This window comes from sulfur-oxidizing endosymbiont of Gigantopelta aegis, assembly GCF_016097415.1.
Lineage (GTDB): Bacteria > Pseudomonadota > Gammaproteobacteria > GRL18 > GRL18 > GRL18.
The window spans coordinates 1,322,325-1,343,651 of the sequence record NZ_JAEHGE010000001.1; the positions used below are offsets into that span (position 1 = coordinate 1,322,325).

The 21,327-nt window shown below is 39.6% G+C and carries 15 protein-coding genes and 3 pseudogenes; 6 read left to right on the forward strand and 12 right to left on the reverse strand.

Annotated features, from left to right (window positions below; all coding sequences use genetic code 11):
- The first annotated feature begins 78 nt into the window (after positions 1–78).
- The 3 genes from JEU79_RS06780 to JEU79_RS06790 all read left to right on the forward strand — a co-directional run bounded on the left by JEU79_RS06780 (position 79) and on the right by JEU79_RS06790 (position 10,022).
- Entirely contained in the window at positions 79–7,581 is a 7,503-nt protein-coding gene (locus JEU79_RS06780) for a beta-ketoacyl synthase N-terminal-like domain-containing protein (RefSeq protein WP_198263490.1), read from the forward strand.
- A gap of 1 nt (position 7,582) precedes the next feature.
- Positions 7,583–9,163, forward strand: a complete 1,581-nt coding sequence (locus tag JEU79_RS06785; RefSeq protein ID WP_198263491.1) for a PfaD family polyunsaturated fatty acid/polyketide biosynthesis protein — start codon at positions 7,583–7,585, stop codon at positions 9,161–9,163.
- A gap of 115 nt (positions 9,164–9,278) precedes the next feature.
- Positions 9,279–10,022, forward strand: a complete 744-nt coding sequence (locus tag JEU79_RS06790) for a 4'-phosphopantetheinyl transferase family protein (protein WP_198263492.1) — start codon at positions 9,279–9,281, stop codon at positions 10,020–10,022.
- A 15-nt stretch (positions 10,023–10,037) separates the two neighbouring features.
- Here the strand turns inward: JEU79_RS06790 and JEU79_RS06795 are convergent, their stop codons facing one another.
- From JEU79_RS06795 to JEU79_RS06850, 11 genes and pseudogenes are all read right to left on the reverse strand, one after another.
- Positions 10,038–10,370: a hypothetical protein gene (locus JEU79_RS06795; RefSeq protein WP_198263493.1), complete on the reverse strand. Its 333-nt coding sequence runs from the start codon at positions 10,368–10,370 to the stop codon at positions 10,038–10,040.
- Positions 10,371–10,397: 27 nt separating this feature from the next.
- Positions 10,398–11,612: a methyltransferase domain-containing protein gene (locus JEU79_RS06800; RefSeq protein ID WP_198263494.1), complete on the reverse strand. Its 1,215-nt coding sequence runs from the start codon at positions 11,610–11,612 to the stop codon at positions 10,398–10,400.
- Positions 11,613–11,819: 207 nt separating this feature from the next.
- Complete coding sequence (locus JEU79_RS06805; protein ID WP_198263495.1) at positions 11,820–12,005, reverse strand: hypothetical protein; 186 nt, start codon at positions 12,003–12,005, stop codon at positions 11,820–11,822.
- Positions 11,992–12,504 (reverse strand): nucleotidyltransferase family protein, encoded by a 513-nt coding sequence (locus JEU79_RS06810; protein ID WP_198263496.1) that lies wholly within the window; start codon positions 12,502–12,504, stop codon positions 11,992–11,994. The genes JEU79_RS06805 and JEU79_RS06810 overlap by 14 nt, the downstream gene beginning before the upstream one ends.
- Before the next feature lie 445 nt (positions 12,505–12,949).
- Positions 12,950–13,204, reverse strand: a complete 255-nt coding sequence (locus JEU79_RS06815; RefSeq protein ID WP_198265893.1) for a carbon storage regulator — start codon at positions 13,202–13,204, stop codon at positions 12,950–12,952.
- A 113-nt stretch (positions 13,205–13,317) separates the two neighbouring features.
- Positions 13,318–13,787: pseudogene (locus JEU79_RS26185) on the reverse strand (IS3 family transposase); the annotation flags it as partial.
- A gap of 57 nt (positions 13,788–13,844) precedes the next feature.
- Positions 13,845–14,480: a DUF4123 domain-containing protein gene (locus JEU79_RS06830; protein ID WP_198263499.1), complete on the reverse strand. Its 636-nt coding sequence runs from the start codon at positions 14,478–14,480 to the stop codon at positions 13,845–13,847.
- 21 nt (positions 14,481–14,501) lie between these two features.
- A complete protein-coding gene (locus tag JEU79_RS06835) occupies positions 14,502–15,341 on the reverse strand; it encodes a hypothetical protein (RefSeq protein WP_198263500.1) in 840 nt (279 codons plus the stop codon).
- Positions 15,338–17,416 (reverse strand): LysM peptidoglycan-binding domain-containing protein, encoded by a 2,079-nt coding sequence (locus JEU79_RS06840; RefSeq protein WP_198263501.1) that lies wholly within the window; start codon positions 17,414–17,416, stop codon positions 15,338–15,340. The genes JEU79_RS06835 and JEU79_RS06840 overlap by 4 nt, the downstream gene beginning before the upstream one ends.
- Positions 17,417–17,447: 31 nt before the next feature.
- Positions 17,448–17,765, reverse strand: coding sequence for a carbon storage regulator (locus JEU79_RS06845; protein ID WP_198263502.1), 318 nt, complete (start codon positions 17,763–17,765; stop codon positions 17,448–17,450).
- Between the two features lie 30 nt (positions 17,766–17,795).
- A complete protein-coding gene (locus JEU79_RS06850; RefSeq protein ID WP_198263503.1) occupies positions 17,796–18,065 on the reverse strand; it encodes a hypothetical protein in 270 nt (89 codons plus the stop codon).
- Between the two features lie 284 nt (positions 18,066–18,349).
- Here JEU79_RS06850 and tnpA point away from each other — a divergent pair, with 284 nt between their 5' ends.
- The 3 genes and pseudogenes from tnpA (at position 18,350) to tnpC (ending at position 20,630) form a co-directional block, all read left to right on the forward strand.
- Positions 18,350–18,673 carry an IS66 family insertion sequence element accessory protein TnpA gene (tnpA, locus tag JEU79_RS06855; RefSeq protein WP_198262602.1) on the forward strand — a complete coding sequence of 108 codons (324 nt, stop codon included), beginning with the start codon at positions 18,350–18,352 and terminating at the stop codon, positions 18,671–18,673.
- A 50-nt stretch (positions 18,674–18,723) separates the two neighbouring features.
- Positions 18,724–19,025, forward strand: a pseudogene (tnpB, locus tag JEU79_RS28425) (IS66 family insertion sequence element accessory protein TnpB).
- A gap of 75 nt (positions 19,026–19,100) precedes the next feature.
- Positions 19,101–20,630, forward strand: coding sequence for an IS66 family transposase (gene tnpC, locus JEU79_RS06865; RefSeq protein WP_198263504.1), 1,530 nt, complete (start codon positions 19,101–19,103; stop codon positions 20,628–20,630).
- Between the two features lie 293 nt (positions 20,631–20,923).
- On the opposite strand, the pseudogene JEU79_RS06870 reads toward tnpC, so the two are convergent.
- A pseudogene (locus JEU79_RS06870) lies at positions 20,924–21,304 on the reverse strand (HNH/endonuclease VII fold toxin-2 domain-containing protein); the annotation flags it as partial.
- Positions 21,305–21,327: the final 23 nt, after the last annotated feature.

Consider the following 21,327-nt stretch of genomic DNA (forward strand, 5'->3'; position numbering starts at 1 on the left):
CCTAAAAAGCTTAAACAAACTAAATACAATAAAAGCTTTGCCTTGCATTCCGGCTAGGCAAGGCGGAGAAAAACATACATGGAAAAAATTGCGATTATTGGCACGGCCTGCTTATTCCCCGAGGCCGATACACCAGAAGCCTATTGGGAAAATCTGGTTGCCAATAAAGATTCACGGGTTGCCGCAGATGCAGAACACATGGGACGTGATCCGGAAGATTATTTTTCTCCAAAAAAAGACACCAAGGATAAGTATTATTGTACGACCGGTGGCTATATTAATGGCTTCCAATTTAATGCGGATGATTATGACTTAGCCCCTGAAAAATTATCAGGACTGGACAATACTTTTCAATGGGCATTGCATGTCAGCCGTGAGGCTTTAAAAGATGCAGGCTACGATCAACAGCAAGATAAGCTTTCTCGTTGCGGTGTTATTTTAGGCAATCTCTCTTTCCCGACCAAAAAATCCAATCAATTATTTTTACCGCTGTATCATCAAGCAATGGCAAGCCCCTTAAAAGAACTATTGGGCGATCCAAATTTTAAAATGGGCGATAAAACTACGCTTGGCGAAACAGATACCGATGATGCTAATGGAATGGTGGCAGGTCATCCTGCCAGTGTGATCAATCAAGCCTTAGCATTGGGCGATGTGTCGATGGTGCTGGATGCTGCCTGTGCATCATCACTTTATAGTATGAAACTGGCCTGTTCATATTTACTTTCGGGCAAGGCAGATATGATGTTGGCGGGCGCGGTGAGTGCTGCTGATCCGTGGTTTGTTTCGTTGGGCTTTTCTACCTTCAAAGCCTTCCCTGAAAATGTGGCCAGTCGTCCATTGGACAAAACCTCATCGGGCTTAAATACCGGTGAAGGTGCCGGTATGTTTGTCCTCAAACGCTATGATGATGCGCTACGTGATGGTGACCATATTCATGCGCTGATCAGCGGTATTGGACTGTCAAATGATGGCAAGGGTAAATTTGTTCTGAGTCCCAACGATGCGGGGCAAGAGATTTGTTATGAGCGTGCTTATAATGACTCTGATATTAATCCTGAGGACGTTGATTATATCGAGTGTCATGCCACGGGAACACCCTTGGGTGATGCGACTGAAATTCGTTCTATGGAAAATTTCTTTGCCGATAAAGATGTGCATTTTAGCATGGGCACGGCTAAATCTAATTTTGGTCATTTGCTAACCTCTGCTGGTATGGCAGGCATGCTAAAGATCATTTTATCGATGAAAAATGATTTAATCCCTGCCACCATTAATGTCAACGAGTCGATGCAATCGGGCAGTGATAAAATTGCTGGCGATAAAATTTTAGCGAAGAATATTCCCTGGCCTAAATCAGCTAGTAGTAGCACTGGCAATAATGATAATAATAGCGACAAGAAAATTGCCGCGATTAGTGCTTTTGGTTTTGGTGGCACCAATGCACACCTGATTATGGAAGAGCATATTACTGGTGACGAAAAAATGCCAGCAAGCGCTAAGCAAGCACTAAAAAATCAGCCCTCTATAAAAAGTGAAAAGATCAGCATAGTAGGCATGGGCGCACATTTTGGTCAGAGTGAAAATCTAGCTGAACTTGAAAATACCATTTATCAATCCAAACAATTACGCTCGGCCTTACCCAAAGATCGCTGGCAGGGCATAGAAAAGGACACGGACTTATTAAAGCAGTTTGCTGTGACTGAAAATGGAGTGACTCCACAGGGTAACTTTATCAATCAATTTGATTTTGATCACCTGTATTTTAAAATTCCACCTGAAGAACAAGCTCCTTTATTGCCACAGCAATTATTGATGATGAAGGTCTTAGATGAGGCCTTACAAGATGCGGCCTTACCGAAAGGCGGTAATATTGGTGTGATTGTGGCGATGGAAATGGACTTGGGTATCCATCAGTTTCGTGGTCGTATTGATGCGGCTTGGCAATTACAGGAAAGCTTGGCCAATAGCAATATTCAACTCAGTGCAGAACAAGAACAACAATTAACTGAATTGTTGAAAGACAGTTTACATAATGCCGTAGAGATTAATCAGTTTACCAGTTTTATTGGCAATATTATTCCTTGCCGAATTTGTTCTTTATGGGATTTCTCAGGGCCTGCGTTTACCATTTCATCAGAAGAAAATTCTGTATTCAAAGCATTGGAAGTGGCAAAATTATTTCTTGATGCGGGCGAAGTGGATGCCATGGTGGTGGGTGCTGTCGATTTGGCTGGTGGTATCGAACATGTCTATTTACAAAATCAGCGTAATAAAATGTCTGCTAGTACCGATGAGACTCAGAGTAATTCTGCTTTTTCTGTTGGTGATGGAACAGCCTGGTCTATCGGTGAAGGGGCGGGTGCGATAGTTTTAAAACGCAATGATCAAATTACAGATGAGCGAGTTTATGCCCGTATTGAAGGCTTTTCTGGTCGCAGATATGCCAATGCCGATGATGCACAGCAGAGTTTAACTCAGGCAGCAGATGAGGCTTTAACTCAGGCCGATATTCAACGTGAAGAAATTGATTATATTGAACTCAATAGTAGTGGTATTGCGCAGCAAGATAAGGCAGAAGTGGATTTATTACAGCACTTTTTTTCTGCTGCTCGCACTGATAAAGACAAACCTAAGCAAACGTGTGCCTTGGGAAGTGTTAAAGCTAATATTGGCCATACCTTTGCAGCATCCGGTATGGCGAGTTTGATTAAAACGTCGCTTTGTTTGTACCAACGTTTCATACCCGGCATTCCAGCCTGGGATAAGCCGCAGAATAAGGATGACTGGAATGAAGAGCAGTTTCATTTTCCTGCCGATTCTCGTCCCTGGTTATTGAATTCAGAACAAAAGAAACGCTATGCAGCGATTAATAACCTGGGGCAAGATAATACTGCCTTTCACCTGATTTTATCTGAGGCAGATAAAAAACAAATACCTAAAAATAATTTCTTTGCTAATTTAACGATGCTGATGTTTCCCATTGTTGGTGATAATGAACAAGCATTACAAATTGGACTCAGCACATTAGCGAGTGGGTTATTAATTACTGAATCGTTGCATGAATTGTCACTTAAACAATTGGCAGAATTTAAGACTAATAAGAGTAAAGCTTATCGCATTTCCTTATTAGCCAGTTCAGCAGAAGAATTGCAGCGTCAAATCACTGCTGCTCAAAAAGGCATTAGCTCGGCATTTGAGAGCAATGAAGAATGGTCTACACCTTTAGGTAGCTATTTTACGCCGACACCACAGGCAGCACAGGGTAAAATTGCCTTTGTTTATCCTGGTGGTTTTAATTCATACATCGGTATGGCAAAAGATATCTTTCACATGTTTCCGGAGGTCGTTGATTTAGTTTCGGAAGCAACCTCCAGCCTAAGAAAAATGATGCGTACCCATTATGTTTATACCCAAACATTGGCGACTCCCGACAAAAAAGAATTAAAGCGTCTGGATGCAGTTATGGGTGATGATGCTGTTGCCATGTTTGAGTCCGGTATTATGGCTTCTATTCTTTATACTAAAGTGATTCAGGATATTCTTGGTGTGCAGCCACAAGCAGCATTTGGTCATAGTATGGGTGAACTCTCCATGCTGTTCTCATCGGGTGCTTGGAGCAATACGGACTATATGAGTAATACGCTGCATAATACAGCAACCTTTCAAAATCGTTTGGTGGGTGAGATGGAAGTGGTCAGGCAAGCCTGGGATTTACCACCATCACAGCCAGATGAAAAACCGATTTGGGGAACGTATACCCTGAGAACTTCGCCGGAAAAAGCAGCAGAAGTTTTGGCTGCAGAAGAGCGCGTTTTTCTAATCATTATCAATGCTCCCAATGAGATTGTCATTGCCGGTGATGATGAAGCCTGTAAGCGAGTGGTAAAAAAACTCAAATGGAAACTCTTCCCTGTACCAATCAAAGATGTAGTCCATAATGAGCTAGTTAAGGCTGAATTTGATGCTCTAAAAAAATTACACTCTATGCCAACCACTGACATTGAAGGTGTTGATTTTTATACCGCAGCGGATTACCAGAAAACCGCCATGGAAGAAGAAGTCATTGGCCATAATATTGCTACATTCTATACCCATAGGGTTGATTTTCCGAAACTGGTTAATCAAGTTTATGATGATGGCGCACGTATCTTTATTGAATTAGGCCCGCAAAGTAGTTGTACCAAATGGATTGATGAAAGCCTCAAGACTAAGACACATCTTGCGGTGGGTATTAATCGCAAGGGCGTCAGTGATCACACTTCTTTATTACGCATGGCGGCAAAACTCAGTAGTCATGGTGTTGACATGGCCTTGGAAAAGCTTTTTCCTAAAACGGAGGCCAAAGAAGCCGTGAAGCCTAGCTTAGTTAAAGCGGTTCTGGTGGGTAAAAAGCCTTTTGCAGACGTTATCCTCAGTGATGAAAATCGTCAGAAATTCCATCCTAAGAGTAGAACAGCAGATAGCACTAATGTGACTCAACTCAGTGCAGCAATGCCAAGCAATAAAAAGTCAGCCCGCATTAAAACGACTGGAAAAAATAATGTATTGCCGATCATTCAAAAAAATAGCCAAAAAAATAGTCAGAAAATAACTACAGCACCCATATCAAAGACTTCGATCGTTGCTGAACAAAAAATTGTTAATTCAGGTTCTAATGCTTTTGTTAATGTCGCACAAAATAGCCATCAGGAAACTCAGAGTATGCATAGCACTACAACGAATACCTCTACAACAAATGCTTCATCATTGAATATTTCAAGTTCCAATGCAACGGTTTCAGTCTCCACCACTTTAGGCACTTCTATGATAGGTGGATACCAAAGTGATATGTTGAGAAAAATGTTTCAGCATAATATTAAGCTCAGTGAGATGCATGCTGATTTTATGGTAGCTAGGCATGATGGTTTGCAGGCATTAACGGCATCGCTGATTAATAGTATTCGCTCACCTGAAAGTGCCCAGACTGCTCTTAAAACTGAGCGCCCAAGTACTGAAGCAGTAACAACAGCAGCACCAAGAGAAGTCATACAACAACTCTTTCCAACAGAATACAATCAACCTAAAGACATTCTCTACACCGAAGAAGATTTGCGGGAATTTGCCTATGGCAAAATTGGCAAAGTCTTTGGCCCTGACTATGACATTATTGATACTTATTCTCGTCGTGTTATGTTGCCAATGGATCCTTATCTACTCGTTACCCGTGTGACAGAAATGCAGGCGAAGAAGGGGGAATACGTACCTTCTAAAATGACTACGGAATATGATATTCCTCATAATGCCTGGTATTCCACCGATGGCCAAATCCCTACTTGTATTTGTATTGAATCCGGCCAGTGTGACTTATTATTGATCAGCTACATGGGCATTGATTTTGAAAACAAAGGTCAATACATGTATCGCTTATTGGATTGCACCTTAACCTTCTTAGACGATCAGCCCAAGGAGGGTCAAACGCTGCGTTATGAAATTTCCATTAATTCTTTTGCCCAGCATAAAAATAATTTATTGTTTTTCTTTTCCTATGAATGCTTTGTCGGCGACAAAATGATTCTGAAAATGGATAATGGCTGTGCTGGCTTCTTCTCCGATGAAGAGTTAGCCGTGGGTAAAGGGGTCATTCGTACCAAAGAAGAAATTGAATTGCGTTCTAAAGTGACAAAGTCTTCATTTACCCCCATTTTGCAATGTCAGAAAACAAGCTTTGATGAAAAAGATATGTTTGCACTGATGGAAGGTGATTTAGCAAGCTGTTATGGTAATCCATCCTACGACAAACAAGGGACAAATCCTTCCTTGCATTTCCCTCTGGAAAAAATTCTGATGCTGGATCGTATTACCTCGGTGGATCGCACTGGTGGTTTATGGGGGTTGGGTCAAATTGAAGCTGAAAAAGAACTGTCACCGGATGAATGGTATTTCACCAGTCATTTCCGTGATGATCCTGTTTTAGCGGGTTCGTTGATGTCAGAAGGCTGTGTACAATTATTACAATTCTTTATGATGTATCTGGGCTTACATACCCAAACCGTTGATGCACGCTTTCAGACCATGCGCAATATTCCCCAGCCGATTCGTTGCCGTGGTCAGGCTTTGCCAAAAGACCGTTTAATGACTTATCGTTTGGAAGTGACTGAAATTGGTTTATCACCCAAGCCCTATGCGCGTGGTAATGTGGATATCTTAATTGATGGTAAAATAGTCGTTGATTTCCGTGATGTATGTTTAGAACTCACTGAGAAAAGTGAAGCAGAGAAACAATTACTAGCATCTGCTCGCTCAGGTGTGCCCATTAGTGCGCCTGCACCTAAACCTATAATAGAAAATACGATTAAAACGGTGATGCCAAGTTTGAATAAGCTGGATAGTCGTTTGCCAGTGATGCCGCCAATTGAAGTTAAACCGGCCTTATTCACTGAAGAACAAATTGTACATTTTGCTACGGGTGATATTGAAGCCTGTTTCGGTGCAGAGTTTGCCTTATACAAACAGCCACCACCAACACCACAGCATCCACCCAGACGTCCGCCACGTACACCTAATGGCTATTTGCAATTAATGCATCGTGTCATTGATGTCGATGGTGATCGTCATGATTTTGACAATACTGTCAAGTGTACCGCAGAATATGATGTGGCACCCGAAGTGTGGTTCTGCGCTGTGAACTCGCATCCTGCTTTTTCCCCTTACTCAATGCTGATGGAAATCGCTTTACAGCCAAATGGTTTTATTACTTCGCAGATGGGCAGTACACTAATGTACCCCGATACTAATCTGTATTTCCGTAATCTGGATGGTACAGGGCGTTTGCTGAAAGAAATTGATTTACGTGGCAAGACCATTGTTAATAAGACAAGCATGTATTCGACTTCGGCTGTAATGAATAATATTATTCAAAAGTTTACCTTTGAGTTATTGGTGGATGGTGAAACCTTCTACGAAGGTGATGCGGTGTTTGGTTTCTTTAGTGCTGATTCACTTTCCAATCAAGTCGGCATGGATAAGGGTAAAAAATTATTGCCCTGGTATAAAGAAGAAGCCAATGCCAATGCGCAATTAATCACTTTTGATCTAAAATCTGCTGAGGCTCAGCAAGCTCTTTATGCACCTAAAAATAATAAAGCACATTATCATCTTGCCGGTGGCGTCTTAGATTTTATTGATGAAAGCATTGTAGTTGCCGATGGCGGTAAGTTTGGCAAGGGCTATGTACATTCCATGAAAGTCATTGATCCTACGGATTGGTTTTATCCTTGTCACTTCTATAAGGATCCTGTCATGCCGGGTTCTTTAGGCGTTGAAGCCATGATTGAATCCATACAGGTATTTGCCTTACAGCAGGATTTGGCTAAAGATTTTATTAATCCTCGTTTTGGATTGGTAGAAGATGAAGCGAAGTGGACCTATCGTGGACAAATCATACCTGACAACAAAGTCATGACTCTTGAAGTGCACATCAAAGAAATTAGAAAATCAGCAGGACGTATTGATATCATTGCTGATGGTAATTTGTGGAAAGATGGTTTGAGAATTTACTCCGTACAATGCATTGGTTTAAGTTTGCAGGAGGCCAAATAATATGCCTGTTCAAGAACAAGTCAATAATGCACAAAGCGGTTTAAGTTTACAGGGTGCAGAGAATCTACGCGCTTTAGATAAGCCTGTCTATGTGATGCAAGAGTCTATACAAGGCAGCGCACAAATTATTATTAATAACGAAGGCTGTGACGATGTAGCAAAAATCACTGCTTATGTACCGCCTATGATGCCTGAGCAATTAGGCGATCCAGCATTTAAAGTCTTCTATGGTGTGAAATATGCCTATATGACAGGTGCGATGGCCAATGGTATTTCTTCAGAAGAAATGGTTATTAGCCTGGGGCAACGCAATATTTTAGCTTCATTTGGTGCCGGTGGCTTGGATCTTAATCGTGTTGAATTGGCGATTAAAAAAATTCAAACAGCCTTGCCTAATGGGCCTTATGTATTTAATTTTATTCATAATCCATCCGAGCCAGCTATCGAGCAGGGAACTATTGATCTGTATCTTAAATACGGCGTCAATATTATTGAAGCAGCGGCTTTTTTCAGTTTAACGCCATCATTGGTCTATTATCGTGCTAAGGGCCTGCAACAAGATGCCCAGGGTCAGATTCATATCAATAATAAAATCATTGCCAAAGTTTCCAGAAGGGAAGTGGCGACTGTTTTTATGCAACCTGCGCCTGAAGAAGTGTTAAACAAACTGATTGCTCAGGGCATGCTGACGCAACAGGAAGCACAATTGGCTATGCAAGTGCCTATGGCTGATGATATTACTGTGGAAGCCGATTCTGGTGGACATACGGATAATCGTCCCTTGATTTCGTTATTGCCCTCGGTTATTGCCCTGCGTGATGATATTCAGTCACAACGTCAATATCCAATGGAAATTCGCGTCGGTGCAGGTGGTGGTGTGGGTACCCCCGATGCTGCTCTAGCATGTTATATGATGGGTGCAGCTTATGTGGTCACCGGTTCTGTGAATCAAAGCTGTGTTGAAGCAGGGGCTTCTGAGCATACTCGTAAGTTATTAGCACAGGCAGGCATGGCAGATGTTGTTATGGCGCCGGCTTCAGATATGTTTGAGCGGGGCATTAAACTCCAAGTGCTAAAGAAAGGCACTTTATTCCCCATGCGCGCGCAAAAATTATATGAACTCTATACCAACTATAATAGTCTGGCTGAAATTCCACCAGTAGAGCTAGAAAAACTGGAAAAACAAATACTGCAAAACTCCGTTGATACGATTTGGCAACAAACAGTCGAATTTTTTCAAAAACGTGATCCATCCATTATTGAAAAAGCCATGAATAACCCTAAGAAACAGATGGCGCTCGTCTTTCGCTGGTATTTGGGTTTATCTTCACGTTGGTCAAATGCGGGTGTCAAAGGGCGTGAGTTTGATTATCAAATTTGGAGTGGTCCGGCAATGGGGGCCTTTAATGACTGGGTCGCATCGACTTATCTAAATGATTATAACCAGCGTAAAGTGGCCGATATTGCAGAGCACCTGATGTATGGTGCAGCCTATCAGCACCGTATACAAGTGCTAAAAAGTCAGGGCTTATATCTGCCAGCACAATACCAGCGTTATATTCCTTCGACACCGATGCTGTGAGGTTAATGCTTCCCTCTTCTTTAGAAAAGGGATTGAGGAGGTTGCAATTTACATTAACTCCTCTTAATCCCTTTTTTAAACTGGAAAATTATTATAGCAAAGCCAGTTAATCAACATGCTCTTAAAACTCCCAAACTATCAATTAGATAAAAAAGTTATTGATATCTGGCTCTGCCAACTCAGCGATCTGGAAAACAAAAACGCACTCTTTTTAGAGCAACTCTCAACGGAAGAACAAGCTAGGTCAGCACGTTTTAAATTTGCTATTCACCGTAATCGTTTTATTAGCTCTCATGGCTTTATGCGTACGGTCTTAGCAAACTATCTGCACATAAGGCCCCAACAAATCGAATATAAAAAAGGCGATCAGGGTAAACCATCACTTGCCAACCCAGAAGCAGGGCTAATAGAGTTTAACTTAAGTCATACCGAAGATTTGGCCATACTTGCTATCAGTAAGGCATCGGCAGTGGGTATTGATATCGAGCATAATGATCGAAAAACAGATTGGCAGGGCATTTGTAAACGTTTTTTTACCGTGAGCGAGCAAGACGCATTATCGGTTTTGCCAGAAGAAGCTCAAGGCAGGGCATTTTTTGATCTATGGACACGAAAAGAAGCTTATATGAAAGTATTAGGAACAGGATTGTCCTTATCACCAACAGAATTCACGCTCAGTGTGTATCCGCAAGCACCAAAATTAATCCACCACCATTCAACTAAATTTCCCGCACTGGAGAAAGTAGGGTTTGCTATGATTGATTTAAGCGAATTATTAAAGACATTAGAAAACTATAGTGCGACTTTAGCTGTGGCTGAAGAAAATTTCACCCACCAGCTTTATCAATTTACTGCTTAAGCTTTCTCTTTATATTTATAACGGTGAATCATAAAAAATATACGGTGTGGAATAACCACTGATTTCAAAATAAAGCTTTTTCTCACCCGGATCTTTCTTAAAATTTTGATTAGTGTCTAAAATTCCATAGCCATAACGATAGTCTCGGGCAGTATTTCCAGAGGTGCTTTGTGCTGTTGATAACTTATCAATCTTAATAAAGCGTTTAACCAGCTTTTCACCCATATAAATATCCAGCACACCGTCAGTTCCAGTCCAGTTTTGAATAGAACGACTGAATTTATTTTGTGATTCCTGAGTACAGCCTGCTAATACAGCAAGTAATAGAATAGGGAGTAAGTATTTCATAGTGCGATCTTTCCTTTAATAGCGATATTAAGATTTTCGTTGACCTGAAAGCATAAATAGAGGACAAGCATGTGCTGTCTTATTCTTAAATGGGTCTTCTTCATGACGAATCAAGCCCCGAATAGATTCTGATGTCAGTTGTTCAAACTCACCTGACTGACGAAAATACTCTAAAACTATCCCCATGCGTTCAAATAAGTGTAAATCATCCCATAAAGCAATAACTTTTTTATCATAAAAAAGATCGGTGAAACTGATTAAAAACTTCCCTCCAGGCTTCAATATACGGGCTACTTCCTGAAAAAGTTTGATTGGTTGAGTGATATATTCGACGGAAAATGCACAGATGACCGCATCAAATTGTCCGTCGGCATAGGGTAGTTCTGGTGACTGGTTAACATCATGGAACGTATATTGTTCCAAGGCGGTATTTGCCTGTAAATCGCTTTCTTTAACGCTTAAACCCGTGAGGTGGATATTGTTTAGCTTATCAGGTAGATAGGAATTTATACCGGCCATTAGATCAAGCACTTTATCGCCATCTTTTAGATGTTTACTATAAAAATCATTGAGGAGTTCGATGGTACGCATATCAACAACCGGTGATGTACTATCAACTGAGGCATAAAAAACAGCATCCTCCTCCTCAATTTTACGCGCAAAGGGCATTCCCTGAGTAAAATCAAAGGCTTGATCGGCTAATAAGTTCTGTAAGCCGGGGCCATTGGTGGTCAGTGTTTCTGCAATATCATTACAGCGTCCACCGTTTTGTTGATTGCCTTCAAACACTTCAGTTATGGTAGCCGTAAGCTTGATAGGGAATAGGCCTAAGGGATGATTGAGATCAACTTTGAGGCTATCTTCGGTTTTACCTATCACACGAAAGGGGCGATTATCCATTTTGAAACAATCTTCCACTTCCTCAAGCATCCCCCGAGGATAAAAGCGTCCCACTATTGGTTCAATAGGCATAGGGCCGCCATAATAGCGATTGAATTTTTTCAGTGGAATGGTTTTAATATTATTTGGAGTGATTTCAAATTGCAGCAAAGCCCCAGGTTTATATTTAATATCAATGGGTTGACCCAGTTTAGCCCGTTTGATTTGATAATCTAATTGCTCTGGATAGAAGTCGCGCCAAAAGTTGGTTTTGATAACAAAAGAACTATCATTGTACTGTACCAGATCATCTTGCCATTGAACTTCAAATTGAACACTTATGCTTTGTTGATCTTCAATCATATTTATTATTACTACTTGTTTATTCAGGGTCGTAAATTTTAAGTGACAGAGGATAAATTAGCAAATAATAAGTTAGTTATAGTGTTAAATTGTTGGAAATATAGGATGATGTTGCTTGAGGAGCGAAGCGCATCACTAATGTCATGTGTATTTCTTTTGGGACGAATATTGCAATCTAAGGTGTTTATTTTATGCAAGGCATTCTTCTTAGGTGGACGAGTGTTTGTGAGTAATTTTTAATGAATGAGAAAACCAGTCATTGACTACACTAAAGTCTTCAAGTGCTTCAAATCGCTGTTTTGGTGTTAATTTGAGAGAGTTTTTTAGCTGAGCAATACGGCTACCGTCCCAGGTTGCATTTTCCCATTTGATTGAGTTATCATTCTTCTTCATTGATAGCTTCCAATATCCAAGTTAAGTGCTTTATATCATCTTTATCTCGATCTCGTCCAACAGATTTCTTCATATCTATGAGTGTTTGTATTGATACAATATGAACATCTAAATCTTGATCAAGTTGAACAATGTCAGACCTTTGATATTCAGTGTTAAAATTAAAAGGTTCTGTCACAAATATATCCAAAGTCGTTTCTGGATGCTGATCACTTATCAGTGCTAATACTTCCATATGCTTGGTCTCAATCCATTGCTTTCTTATATCATGGTTGGCAAAATCCTGTTTTGTGACGGGAATACTGGGTCTGTATCCAATATTTTCCAAGATAGTCAATGCATTTATAATATTGTCAGGTATAAGTTGAATGACTAAATCTAAGTCCTGAGTCATTCTTTGATAGCCATGAATGTTGACAGCTACACCACCGACAATAAGATAGCGAATATTGTTATTGTTTAAGGCATGTAAGATTGTTCTGAGGCTACTTATTTTCATATAAGGCTATGGATATATTATTCCTAATAAGAGCATGAGTAAAAAGTTGACGTAAGATATTGATTCTTTAGAAGTATAGATGAAAATTAAGCAAATGTCAGTAATTGCTAAGGTCATTTTCTTTTTTACCTTTATCCTAAAAAAATCAGTTGAATCGTAGCGAGAGCGACTTAGGTGCTGAAGATTAAGGGTTTTACAGGTTATTTTGGCTTTATTCGTAGTCACCCTACGGGTGAAGTCAAAATGTTCTGGAAAATCCTTAAGATTCAGTGCATAAGGCGGTCGCAGTAGGTTCAACTGATTTTTTTAGGATTATTATTACTTTCGTTATTTCCAGTGTTAGGCTTTAGTGATGAATCATCCTTATCGGTTTGGGGTGAAGGAATACTGGAATTTTTTTAAATAATTTTCACCTTATGGGGTGAGTAGTTACTTTGAGTGTTGATTAAAGTGAATGCGATATTGTTCGCTTTTTTCTTTTACTTGTAATGATGGTCGGTGTGATGGTTTTTTTTGATTGAACTAATTCCAGAGCAGGGGATGTAGGTGGTTTTTGAATGATGTCCAGTGCAGATTTTTTTGCTTCTTTGTGTTCATCTTGCTCGTCTTGTTTTTTTAGCAGCAGTTCTTCACGCATAATGCTGATATGTCGAGGGGCTTCGATGCCCATTTTGATTTGACTGCCTTTGTTGTAGTAAATGGTGAGTTGTCATCATAGTAAATTCCGGTGAGTTTGATGTCATATTTCCTATCATTTTAGTTTCTCATGTTAACTTTAAACAGATATGATTCATGCTGTATCCGACTGGTGACATCCGACAATATTTTTCTATGACTATCAGAGGCATATTGGCTACCTCGGTCAGTATGCCAAAGCAATCCATCCATTGGTTTACGCTTCCATATGGCCATCAGTAAAGCATCATTGACTAGTTTACGCTTTCATTCGCTCATCATCATCGACCAGCCAACAATTTGCAATTTGAGAATAAGTCAATGACAACCGCTAAATATAACCAGCCTTCCTTGGTGGCAATATAGGTAATATCACCCACATAGTAGCGATCAGGTTGAGAGACAGTAAACTCTCTTTCCAGTAAATTTGGAGATATACGCTTATTATGCTTGGAATTAGTCGTCGCTTTAAAGCGTCTCTTCGTTTTACAAAACAAACCGGCTTTTTCATTAATCGACCAATTCTCCGGCGGCTTATATGAACGCCTTTTTCAGCCAGTTTTCTTTTTAAGACGACGGGTTCCATAAGTCTTGCGACTGTCTTCAAACAGTTTTTTTAGCTGCTCGAGTGGCGTTCTAGAATTAACATAATTCGTCCTTGAATGTTATGAATGTTGTTTGCTAGCTGATTGTAAATATTGAAAGTGTTCTATTTTTTGTTGCCACCATGCGGTTTTTAATTCAGGATCGACTTTCTTTAGATCGTTGATGGGAACTATAAAAGGTGATCCGTTGTCAGGTGATTGATAAATGCATGACCACTCATTTTCAGCATCAAAAATATAAAGATTGTCGCAAAAAGCTAATAATCGGGTTTGCTCTATCATTGTGCAAGCTTTTAGGTAGGGGGCAAGAATTTGTGTTGTATAAAATTTAAAGACAGCGATTTCACCCTTTAGCGTTTTAATACTCAGAAGGCTTTGCCAATGTTGGTAAAGTGTTTCCAGAGAGTGCTGTGAAAAAATGATCATAAAATTCTCTGGGGCATGGTCAAATAAGTGATTAAGATATTGGTACTGGTTCAATTCTATTTGCAATAAAAAAGGCGATTGATCACGTAATTCTTGTAATACCGTACCATGAAATAAACTATAAAATTGAGGTGAATCAGTTAAGTTAAATAATTCACCACGAAGTTCTGGAGCAGAACTTATATCAATTAAAACATACACATTACTTTTGTTGTTGAGCAATGTCTGATGGATTGTTGTTATCGGCTTGTATAAATTTGTTGATTTCATTTTGTGGTTTTGACTAAGTCATTAAGGTAAATCATTGTGCATATTTTTTTGTTTTTCTTCATCCAATCTGATGTCATTAGGTAGTAAAACTTTTCTTCCGTCATGGGACTCAATCATTATTGCTCTTGATGATATTCCTGTTTGTGGACTATTCTTTATGGCATTTAATTGCCTTTCTTTTTCTTCTCTTTTTTTAAAGTCCCATACTATATTGGGATCTTTAAAGCGATTTTTGTAAATTAGATCATTGATTTCTTCACTGCTGAGTTCTTTTTTATCAGTGTATTCATAGTTGCCACTCAAACTTAGCAGGTATCGTCCAATGGTGCCATCTGTTGAGGTGGATATTGAAAACCAAATAACAAAAAAAGGGGATAGGGCGGTTATTGTCGCCCATTTTATACGCCAAAAGCCTTTTATTTTGTTGAATTTTTTTATGTAGTTTTCACCTTTTTTTTGCCGCCATGATAATGTTTGCTCTGCTATCCATGCGATGCCTACCGCTGTCAATATAGTGTATGAAAAGACATCCTCATAAGTTGGAAAAAAAATATGTTTGAAGATATGATAAATCCCTAAGAAAAATAACCCTAGTACAAATATAGTCACTCCCCCGCCATACATTGTTCCCAGCCCAAACTCTTCATTGACGATAATTTTTTTTATACGTATGTCAATATGATGTCTGTATGGATTTGTTATACCTTTTTCTAACCATTTTTGTTTAACGGATGGAATTTTATAATAAAAATAAATTAATAAAATAAATGGGTTGTGGGTTCCTATAAACGTTCCACTGATAACAAATCCTCTATAAAAAAAATAATAGATTATATTATAATAATATTCTAGAAGCTTCATTCTAACTCCGGGTGCTTGTGCAACGAGTAGTCATTGATTATAGTGCTACCTTTTAGTTTTTGAATCTCTTCTACACCCTTTGAACCTGCTAAGGAAACGACCCAGCCAACAGCACTACCTACGACTATAAATGCACCTAATGTTAATATAACGCCAGCCTCGGCAGGAAGAAAAAATATAGCAATGGCTCCTGTTGCTAGTCCTGATGCGATTCCAAGTGCTGTACTACCCACTTGTTGTTCCGTGTGTTGACCGATGTTTTTAATAGGGCTTGGCTTTTCTAAGCCACTATAAACAAGTTCTTTTGAATCTGTTTGGTAGGCGGAGTTTATTTGTATAACTCCTATTGTGAGACTAATTGCAAGTGTGCCTTGACTAAGTCTTTTCCCAATGCTACTCATGCTATAGGTCTTCACATATTGATTGCCACCCCAAGCGCTTTCATAATGAGCAAGATTAATTCCTTTGCTATTTGTCAGTGTAAATGTACCCCCTACATATTCCATCCCAGCAGCTAAGCCTCCCAAGCCATTGTTGATATTACTAATGCTATTAACTATGTCATCCAACGCTGTTTTTTCAATGGGCTCTCCTGTTATCGCATCAGTGAAAACAATCATATCACCTTCATGGCTAATATTCAGTTTGGTATGCACCTGCCCATTTTTCGGATCAACCACATAAGCTGATTTAATATAAGTTTGATAAAGGTTTAATCCCAGGGTGTTCATATCATCATTGATTAATGAGGTTTGAAAATTAGGCTTATTTATTTCAGCTTTGAGTGTTAACTTTTTGGTAACAATACTTTTTCCTAGTTGCGGTGAAAATTGAGTAATGAGTTGTTTGTATTCGTCTCTGCTTTTAGGTCTAAGCTCTATTTCAGTCACGGACTGCCCATTATCATCAAATGTCACTTCGAAACTGCTGACTTCCTGGTTGTTTTTTAATACTTTAAAAGGAATTTCATCCGCTAGGACATTAATCGTAGCGGTCGCATTTTTAGTACCCTTAGCTATTATATTAACTTTTTCACCTAAAGGTATAGTGCGACCATTTAATTTGGTTTCTACCGCCTGAGAGGAATCAATTTTAGATATGATAAGTTGTTGCTCTGGATAAATCGTATAGGGAATATTAATATTATTAATGCTAGCTATGTCATGAGGGTTAATACCGTATTTCTGAGCAATTTCTGAGAGTGTTTCACCTTTTTTTACTTCATGAATTTCAGGCTTTACTGGTTTTAGGTATGAAAAATATAATTCAGTAATTTCTTCTTTTTCTTCGTTGAGTTCTTTTTGCTTTAAGTCTACACTTCTATCAATAAACTTGATTGCCCCGCCAGACATATTCTTTGAAAACTTAAACTGGGATAGCTGATAAGGGGCTTCAGGGGCAATGGGTTTGAAGCTTTGTCCCGGTTTGTCTTTGTCGGCTTCTACAGCCTGAAAAGGATTGATTGGGGCGGCACTGGAAGCTGAGCCAGGGCCGCCACCACTATTGAGGTTGACTTTGGGGCCACTAATAGTCACGCCAGAGGGATCGATTTTGATAAAACTACTTCCGGCTTTAAAAGTGATTTCACTGCCGGCATCCAGTTTGATGCTGCTGGCGGCTTTGATGTGAACTTCACTGCCCGCACTTTGTAATATTTTGCTACCGGCTTTGATGTGCAGTTTTTGGCCGATAGTCTGGGATAAATTGTTGCCGACTTTGTGTTGATGATTGTTAGTGATTTTTTGATGATTATCAACTTTGATGTGTTCGTGTTGTTCATTTTCAACGATGAGTGAACGGGTGTTTTCGATGTGTTCACGGCGGTCATTTTTACAACGGATATCCAGGTCTTTTTCACTGTGAAAATAAATTTGTTCCTGGGCTTTTTTGTCTTCATAACGAATTTCATTATAGCCTTCGCCACCAGGTGTTGAATGGGTTTTTAAGGTTCTACGGGTTTTATTTGCAGGCAAGGAATAAGGTGGTAGGCTGTCACCATTGTAGGTGCGACCACTGATTAATGGTCTGTCGGGGTTGCCGAACGGTTGACCATTGGTAGTGTGTGCCGGATACAAGACCTGCTTGCCTTATTATTTTGAGTGTTGATTAAAGTGAATGCGATATTGTTCGCTTTTTTCTTTTACTTGTAATGATGGTCGGTGTGATGGTTATTTTTGATTGAACTAATTCCAGAGCAGGTGATGTAGGTGGTTTTTGAATGATGTCCAGTGCAGATTTTTTTGCTTCTTTGTGTTCATCTTGCTCGTCTTGTTTTTTTAGCAGCAGTTCTTCCCGCATAATGCTGATATGTCGAGGGGCTTCGATGCCCATTTTGATTTGGCTGCCTTTGTTGTAGTAAATAGTGAGTTTGATGTCATCATTGATATGAATTGACTCACCGGAGTGGCGTTCTAGAATTAACATAATTCGTCCTTGAATATTTATTTCTGTGGCTTATTTAATATCATCCAGAAGCTTGCCTGTTTCATCAAGCAATTCACTGGTTTGTTCTAAAATTTTAATTTCATTCTGGATTTGAATATCTTCAGTCAGACCCACTAGAGTTGTCCATTGTTCACCATCATATTGAACGGCACCATAGGGGCCTGCTGAAACTAAAATACCATCGCGTGCTGACAAACCCTGACCGCAGAATGTGGGGGGGAAGCCGGGCTGACTGGTGATTTCTTTCACTTCACCTTCGTAGAGTTCAAATAATTGCATCCAGGTTGAGAAATAAATGCGATCTTTGAACCAGATGATTTTATTAATATCTGAGGCGGTTAGATTTTGAGAAATAACTTGCCATTCTGTGCCTCGTCCTTTTATAAGAAGGCCATCTGAGCCACCGATATAAACAAAACCATCGTCTGCACAACAGATACTACCAAATGATGTTTCGTTAGCTTCTTTGATCGTTTGTTTGTAAACGTCAATTAAAACCCACGTTCACAATAAGCTTCAGTTAGCTCAAACTATGATCTTCAATTCGTAATTTGGAGATACAAATGAGCAACCATTCAAAAGATGCTTCGATGAAGCAACACATAGAGGCCTGCCAAGCCAGTAACTTAAGCCAGGCAGTTTATTGTCAACAACATAAGATACCCTCTCATATTTTTAGCTATTATCGAAAGAAGTTGGGTTATGTTAGCTCATCAAAACAGGTCAACACCAACAATCAACTCATTCCCATTAATTTACTGGCCAATTCCCCCACAAGCAATGCAATTAAAGTAAGCCATACCAATGGTTTCAGTTTGGAAATCAATTCTGATACGAACCTGAATCAGCTCAAGTCCATTCTGGATTTGCTCAGGACTGTTTCATGATAACGGGCATCACAGTCAATCAGGTTTATCTGGTTTCTGGTGTTACCGATATGAGAAAAGCAACCAATGGGCTATCACTGATTGTCTCAGAGCAATTGGAACACAATCCCTTTGATGGCAGTGTCTTTGTTTTTGTAATCGTCAGCGAGATAAACTTAAAATACTGTACTGGGAGCGTAATGGTTTCTGGCTTTACTATCGTACACTTGAAAAAGGGAAATTCCAGTGGCCGATGGAAAAAGAACAACCCACTCTTTCGTTAACACTGAGAGAATTACAGTGGTTACTGGATGGTTTATCTTGCACACAACACCATGCTCACCCTGAAATTCATGGTCTGGAAAACAACTAAAAAAAGTCCCTTTAGATGCGCATTAAACAGAATAAATACAAGCATTTAACGCTCATTTTTAGTATAATATAACGCATGAGTTCAACAGACAAAATACTACCAGAAGAGATACCAACGCTCAAAAACAGGGTGCTTGAACTCCAGTCAAAAGTGGACTGGTATGAGGAACAATTTCGTCTGTTGCAACACAAACGGTTTGGTACTTCCAGTGAAAAAGAAGCCCACCCCGACTTCTTTAATGAGGCAGAAACGTTCGCCGAAGAAGCACCGGAAGTCCGTGAAACCATTACTTATGAGCGTAAAAAGCCCGGTCGTAAGCCTTTACCTAAAGACCTACCTCGTAAAGTTGTTCGTCATGAGTTATCTGAAGCAGAACAAGTCTGTGACTGCGGTCATCACTTGCATGAAATTGGTGAAGAGACCTCAGAGCAACTGGAAATTGTTCCTGCTCAGGTATATGTTGTAGAACATGTTCAGGTTAAATATGCCTGTCGTGCTTGTGAGGAAGGCGTTAAAACTGCTCCTAAGCCTGCACAGCCCATTCCTAGAAGTTTTGCATCACCCAGCCTGCTGGCCTATATCATTGTTTCTAAATTCCTAGACAGCTTGCCTCTCTATCGACAGGAAGCGATATTTAAACGCTATAAGATAACACTTTCCAGAGCCAGTATGTCCAACTGGGTGCTTAAATCAGCTGAATTACTCAAACCCTTTTATAATCGGTTGTTGTATTATCTCATTAGGCAGAAAATCATCCAGGCCGATGAAACAACGATGCGAGTGATCCATGATGGACGTGAGAATTGCCCTAAATCTTATATGTGGCTCTATCAAAGTGGCGGCTATCATTCCAAGTGTCCCATTGTTTTGTATGAGTATCAGCCTACTCGTGCAGGCCAACATGCCAAAACCTTTTTAACGGGGTTTTCAGGTTACCTGCAAACGGATGGCTTTCCCGGTTATCATATATTCGAAAATGAGAACAGTGAAGTCACTTTATTAGGCTGCATGGCACATGCTCGTCGCAAGTTCCATGATGCCTTAAAAGCATTACCCAAGAACAGTCAGAAAAAGCCTGGCATGGTACAAATGGCGATCAGTAAAATTGCTAAATTGTATGCGATTGAAAAACAAATCAAACCGCTCAATGCTGAACAACGTTACCTGATCCGTCAGGAAAAAAGCAAACCACTACTGGATGACTTTAAAAAGTGGTGTGATGATAAAGTGACTAAAACAACAAAAGACAGTAAGTTGGGTGTCGCTATTCGTTATGTGATCAATCAATGGAAGTATCTGACTGTCTATCTTGAAGAGGGCAACCTCCAGATTGATAATAATATGGCAGAGCGGCGGATCAAACCCTTTGTGATTGGGCGCAAAAACTGGGTCATGAACCAAAATCCTCGTGGTGCTGAGGCCAGTGCTATTTTATATTCAATCGTGCAAACAGCGAAAGCAAACAACCTAGAGCCCTTTGCCTTTTTAACACACATTCTGACTGAGTTACCTAAGCTGGGCAGGCATTATGATGATGAGGCTTTAGAGCAATTGTTGCCATGGAATTTGACTGAAAAAATTCAGCCTTTAAATAAAGTGGAATGATACGTCAACGTGGGAAGTTTTGACGTATACGTTTGTTTTGACCATTCATGACCATTATAATGCCATATAATGCCATGTAAGCAGGCAATATAAATATCATTATTATTATAACCATCAATCGCTTCAAAAAATTCTGATCCAGGTTTTTCAACTGGGATCTGATTGCCTTGAGGTTTTCATTAAACTGGGATCTGATTGCCTTGAGTAATGAGTTTCCAATCATTAATACCATCGCGTCTGTAGATGTTGTCAAAAACCGAATATAATCGTTTGTATTCATGATATTACCTAAATTATTTGTTGGAATTATTCGTCATTAGTAGAACCATCTGAGGGCATTTGTGGTTTTTAGCACCTTCCAATAATTGACCTGATTTAGTTGTGGAAGCAGGATAAACCTGCGGATCATTACCGCAAATACTTTGATGATATTCATCCAGTTGTTGTTCGATGCATTGGCTATTGCATTTGCTGTTTTTGAAGGTTTCTTTAAGTGAAAGTAAGGCGGATTTCTTGGCATCTTGATAGCTAAGTTGACTATTTTTAATTGCCTCAGATGCATATTTATCTTGAAATTTATGCATCTTGCCATGCGTACCACTAAATTGTGTTGTCCCTTCCACACATATTGTTGGTGCATTAGCGGAATTGTAGTCAGGGCAGTTTCCTTTATTAAAGTAACTTTTAGGTAAAAGGT